Annotated in this window: 6 protein-coding genes; all 6 read left to right on the top strand. The window is 68.4% G+C overall.

Annotated features, from left to right (window positions below; translation table 11 throughout):
- Positions 1-1,360 (top strand): enoyl-CoA hydratase/isomerase family protein (locus tag AC1DOC_RS18115; protein ID WP_478130204.1); only part of this gene is annotated, 1,360 nt, incomplete at its 5' end.
- 63 nt (positions 1,361-1,423) lie between these two features.
- Positions 1,424-1,843 (top strand): endonuclease domain-containing protein, encoded by a 420-nt coding sequence (locus tag AC1DOC_RS18110; RefSeq protein ID WP_478079516.1) that lies wholly within the window; start codon positions 1,424-1,426, stop codon positions 1,841-1,843.
- Positions 1,840-3,042, top strand: coding sequence for an acetyl-CoA C-acyltransferase (locus tag AC1DOC_RS18105; protein WP_062363295.1), 1,203 nt, complete (start codon positions 1,840-1,842; stop codon positions 3,040-3,042). Before AC1DOC_RS18110 ends, AC1DOC_RS18105 begins: the two co-directional genes overlap by 4 nt.
- A gap of 167 nt (positions 3,043-3,209) precedes the next feature.
- Positions 3,210-4,106, top strand: a complete 897-nt coding sequence (locus tag AC1DOC_RS18100) for an alpha/beta hydrolase family protein (RefSeq protein WP_478079515.1) — start codon at positions 3,210-3,212, stop codon at positions 4,104-4,106.
- Between the two features lie 32 nt (positions 4,107-4,138).
- The gene (locus AC1DOC_RS18095) at positions 4,139-4,972 is read left to right on the top strand and encodes an acyl-CoA thioesterase (RefSeq protein WP_478079514.1); all 834 of its coding nucleotides are present in this window, start codon (positions 4,139-4,141) and stop codon (positions 4,970-4,972) included.
- Between the two features lie 91 nt (positions 4,973-5,063).
- Positions 5,064-5,245 (top strand): SDR family NAD(P)-dependent oxidoreductase (locus AC1DOC_RS18090; RefSeq protein ID WP_478130203.1); only part of this gene is annotated, 182 nt, incomplete at its 3' end.

The raw sequence follows: 5,245 nt of genomic DNA, 5'->3' as shown, positions 1-5,245 counted from the left end.
CCTCTGGGCCATCCTGCGCGACGGCTTCCACTACGCCGCGGTGCACCTGGCCGACATTGCCGAGAGCGCGCGCGACATCGACCTTGCGATGCGCTGGGGCTTCGGCATGAAGCAGGGGCCGTTCGAGCTGTGGCAGGAGGCCGGCTGGGCGCAGGTCGCGAAGTGGGTGCAGGAAGACATCGATGCCGGCAAGGCGCTGAGCACGGCGCCGCTGCCCCAGTGGGTGTTCGAAGGCCCGGTCGCGCAGGCCGGCGGCGTGCACACGCCCGAAGGCTCGTGGAGCGCCTCGCAGAACACCTTCGTGCCGCAGCGCAAGCTGCCGGTGCACGACCGCCAGCTGTTCCCGGAGAGCGTGCTCGGCGCGAACGCAGCCGATGCCAACACCGCCGGCACGACGATCAGCGACGAAGGCGACGTGCGCGTGTGGACGCTCGACGGTGAAGTGCTCATCGCGAGCATCCATTCGAAGATGCACGCCATCAGCCCGGACGTGGCCGAGGCGCTGGGTGCCGCCGTCGAGCTGGCCGAGGCTGAATACAAGGGTTTGGTGATCTGGTCGCCCGACGAGATGTTCTCGGTCGGCGCCGACCTGCAGGCGATGCTGCCGGCCTTCGTGGTCGCGGGCATCGGTGCGGTCGAAGGCGCGGAAGAAGAGCTGCAGAACGTGATGCTCAAGATCCGCTACGCGAGCGTGCCGGTCGTCTCCGCCGTGCGCGGCATGGCGCTGGGCGGCGGCTGTGAACTGGCCGTGTATTCGTCGAAGCGCGTGGCGGCGATGGAGAGCTACGTCGGCCTGGTCGAAGTGGGCGTGGGCCTGATCCCCGGCGCGGGCGGCCTGACCTACATTGCGCGCCGCGCGGCCGAGAACGCATCGGCCTCCACAGGCGCCGATCTGTTGCCGTTCCTGACCGAAGGCTTCACCGCCGCCGCGATGGCCAAGGTCGGCACCGGCGCGCTCGATTCGAAGAAGCTTGGCTACCTGCTGGACAGCGACATCATCGTGCCGAACAAGGACGAGCTGCTCTACGTGGCGCTGCAGCAGGCCAGGGCCATGGCCGACGCCGGCTACCGCGCGCCGCTGCGCCGCAGCTTCCGCGTGGCGGGCCGAAGCGGCGCCGCGACGATCAAGGGCCAGCTCGTGAACATGCGCGACGGCGGCTTCATCAGCGCGCACGATTTCCACATCGCGAGCCTGATCGCGAACGTGGTGACCGGCGGCGACGTGGACGCAGGCTCGCTCGTGACCGAGGAATACCTGATGGCGCTGGAACGCAAGGCGTTCTGCTCGCTGATCGTGCACCCGAAGACGCAGGAGCGGATCATGGGGATGCTGAGCACGGGGAAGCCGGTGCGCAACTGACCTGCATTTCTCCTTCCCCCTCCGGGGGAAGGCAGGGATGGGGGCCACCTCCAACCAAGCACGATGCGAAATCAGTCCACGCCCAACGCCCGCGCAAACGCGCAGGTGCTTCGCCGCGAGATGACCGACTCGGAGCGAAAGCTCTGGGGTGGACTGCGCGCTGAGCAGATGGGTGTGAAATTTCGGCGCCAGCATCCGCTGGGCAATTACATCGCTGATTTCGCGTGCCTTGCGCCCAAGCTGATCGTCGAACTCGATGGATCGCAGCATCAGCTGCAGCAAGGCTATGACGCGCGGCGCGACGCATTCTTCCGCGCGCAGGGTTTCGATGTGCTGCGCTTTGCATCCAACGATCCGTTCACCAATCTTGATGGGGTTCGCCAGGCGATTGCCAACCGGCTTGCCGAATTGACGCCGCCGGCCCCCATCCCAACCTTCCCCCGGCGGGGGAAGGAGCAAGAAAATCCAGGAGCTTCTTCATGAGCAGCAAACAAGTCCAAGACGCCTACATCGTCTCCGCCACCCGCACCCCCATCGGCAAGTCGCACCGCGGCTACTTCCGCAACTACCGGCCCGACGACCTGCTCGCGACCACGCTCAAGGCGGCGCTTGCCGCAGTGCCGGGCCTGGACCCCAAGGCCATCGAGGACATCATCTGCGGCTGCGCGATTCCCGAATCGCAGCAGGGCCTGAACGTCGCGCGCATCGGCGCGGTGCTTGCGGGCCTGCCGACCAGCATCGGCGGCATCACCGTGAACCGCTTCTGCGCATCGGGCCTGTCGGCGGTGCAGATGGCTGCGGACCGCATCCGCGTGGGCGAGGCCGACGTGATGATCGCGGCGGGCGTCGAGAGCATGAGCATGGTGCCGATGATGGGCAACTCGCCGTCGCTGTCGCCTTCCATCTTCGAGCGCGAGGGCGATGTCGGCATTGCCTACGGCATGGGCCTCACGGCCGAGAAGGTGGCGCAGCAGTGGAAAGTGAGCCGCGAGGCGCAGGACGAATTCGCGCTCGCCTCGCACCAGAAGGCGCTGGCCGCGCAGAAGGCCGGCAAATTCGCCGACGAGATCACGCCGATCGAGGTGACCGACCGCACGCCGGACCTTGAAGCCGGCGAATCGATCGCGAAGACCCGCACCGTGAACCTCGACGAAGGCGCGCGCCCCGACACCAGCCTCGCAGGCCTGGCCAAGCTGCGCACTGTGTTCGCCGCGCGCGGCACCGTCACGGCGGGCAACAGCTCGCAGACTTCCGACGGCGCAGGCGCGCTGATCCTCGCGAGCGAGAAGGCCGTGAAGCAGTACGGCCTCACGCCGCTCGCGCGCTTCGTGAGCTTTGCGAGCAAGGGCGTGCCGCCGCACATCATGGGCATCGGCCCGATCGAGGCCATTCCGGCCGCGCTGCGCTATGCCGGCCTCAAGCACGAGGACATCGACTGGTTCGAGCTCAACGAAGCCTTCGCCGCGCAGTCGCTCGCGGTGATCAACACGCTGGGGCTCGATCCGAGCAAGGTCAACCCGATGGGCGGCGCCATTGCGCTCGGCCATCCGCTCGGCGCGACGGGCGCGATCCGCGCGGCCACGGTGGTGCATGCGCTGCGGCGCGAGAACCTGAAGTACGGCATGGTCACGATGTGCGTAGGCATGGGGCAGGGCGCCGCAGGCATCTTCGAACGCGTCTAGCGGCGGCTACTGCGCGGGCGATCTGCGGCGTTGCGGGGCCCGTCGGGAAATCCTCACGACCCTGAAGGTCGCTCCGGTTTCCCGCCACCCGCGCCTTGCATCTCATCCCGCTCGCTACGCCGGCAAGGTTGCGGTCGATGGTTCAAGAAAACGAAGGAGACAACTTCATGCAGACGCAGCAGATCCCGGTCGACAACGGCGTGCAAGTGGCCGTCCGCCGCTACGAGCCCGCGGGCGCACCGCGCGCCAGCATCGTGATCGGCGGCGCGATGGGCGTGCGCCAGTCGTTCTACGAACCCTTCGCGCAGTGGCTCGCGCAGCAGGGCTTGCGCGTCTGGACCTTCGACTACCGCGGCTCGGGCGATTCGCGCAACGGCGCCTCGCTGCGTGGCTTCGAGGCCGACCTGTTCGACTGGGCGCGCGACTACGAAGCGGTGATCGACGCCGCCAAGGCCGCGCTGCCCGAACAGCCGCTCTATCTTCTCGGCCACAGCCTGGGCGCGCAACTGCCGGGTTTCCTGCAGCGGCCCGGGCAGGTCGACGGCCTCGTCAGCATTGCGGCCGGCAGCGGCTACTGGCGTGAGAACGCGCCGAAGCTCAAGCGCACCATCCTCTACTTCTGGTTCGTGCTCGTGCCGCTGGCCACGCGGCTGTGCGGCTACTTTCCGGGCCGCCGGCTCAAGAAGGTGGGCGACCTGCCGCGCGGCGTGATCCTGCAGTGGCGGCGCTGGTGCCTCCATCCGCGCTACAGCGTCGGCGCCGAAGGCGATCTGGCGCGGCAGAGCTACGGGCGCGTGCGCTTCCCGGTGCTTGCGCTGTCGATCACCGACGACGAGCTCATGACGCTCGCCGGCACCGAAAGCCTGCTGAGCTTCTATGCCGGCGCGCCGCGCGCCATGGAGCGCATTGCACCGGCCGACGTGCAGGCACGGCGCATCGGGCACTTCGGTTTCTTCCGCGAACAGTTCAGCCAGAGCCTGTGGCCGAGCACGGTCGACAAGCTGCACCGGCTGGCCGCGCTTACCGCAGTGCAGCAAGCCGGCGTCCCGCACACGACTGCGTGACGCCACCCACCGGAGGCACACTGCAAATCATCATGAGCATGCAACACCCCTTCGACAAGGCCCTGGCCCTGCAGCACAGCGACATCCGCGTGGGCCACTTCACCGGCGCCACGAGTCCGGACTACTGGAACATGGTCGGCCCCTTCGGCGGCGCCACCGCGGCCATTGCGCTGCAGTCGGTGATGCAGCATCCGGATGTGCTGGGCACGCCGATCGCGCTGACCGTCAACTTTGCGGCCGCGCTGGAAGCCGGCGCATTCGACGTGCAGGCCACCGCGGTGCGCACCAACCGCTCGACCCAGCACTGGACGGTGCAGATCACGCAGCCTGGTGCCAGCGGTGCGCCGAACATGACCACCACCGCCACGGTGGTGACGGCCGCGCGCCGCGAGACCTGGGGCCAGAGCGACCTGCCGATGCCCGAGGCGCCCAGGCCCGAGACGGTCGAGCGCCTGAGCGTCGGCCCGTCCGGCGTGGCCTGGCTCGACCAGTACGAGATGCGCCTGTTTAGCGGCAGCATTCCTTCGAAGTGGGACGAGAGCCTGCATCACAGCGAAAGCCGGCTCTGGCTGCGCGACGCGCAGGCGCGGCCGCTGGACTTTGCCTCGCTGGCCGCGATGAGCGACGTGTTCTATCCGCGCGTCTGGCTGCGCCGCGCCAGGCATGTGCCGGCCGGCACGGTGTCGATCACCACGTATTTCCATGCCGGACCGGCGCAGCTGGCCGAGGTCGGCACGGGCTACCTGCTGGGCTGCGCGGTGGGGCAGCAGTTCTTCAACGGCTTCTTCGACCAGAAGGCGCATCTGTGGAGCGAGCAGGGCGTGCTGCTCGCCACCTCGAACCAGATCGTCTACTACAAGGAGTGAATATGACCCCCACGTTCGGCACTTCGTGTCCTCTCTGCCTCCCGAGGGGGCGCTCGCTTGCTTGGGGCGGCCCGGCGCGGCGCTCGTGACCATGGCACTCACCAAAGCCGCGCTCATCGTCGGCGCCGGCGACGCCACCGGCGGCGCCATCGCGCGCCGTTTCGCGCGCGAAGGCTATGCCGCCTGCGTCACGCGCCGCAGCCTCGACAAGCTGCAGCCGCTGGTCGCGCAGATCGAGGCCGCGGGCGGCCGTGCCCACGCCTTTGCGTGCGA

The sequence above is a fragment of the Variovorax sp. 01T439_2 genome (genome assembly GCF_056398445.1).
The sequence above is the reverse complement of the archived record's forward strand: the minus strand, read 5'-3'. Positions and strand labels throughout refer to the sequence as shown.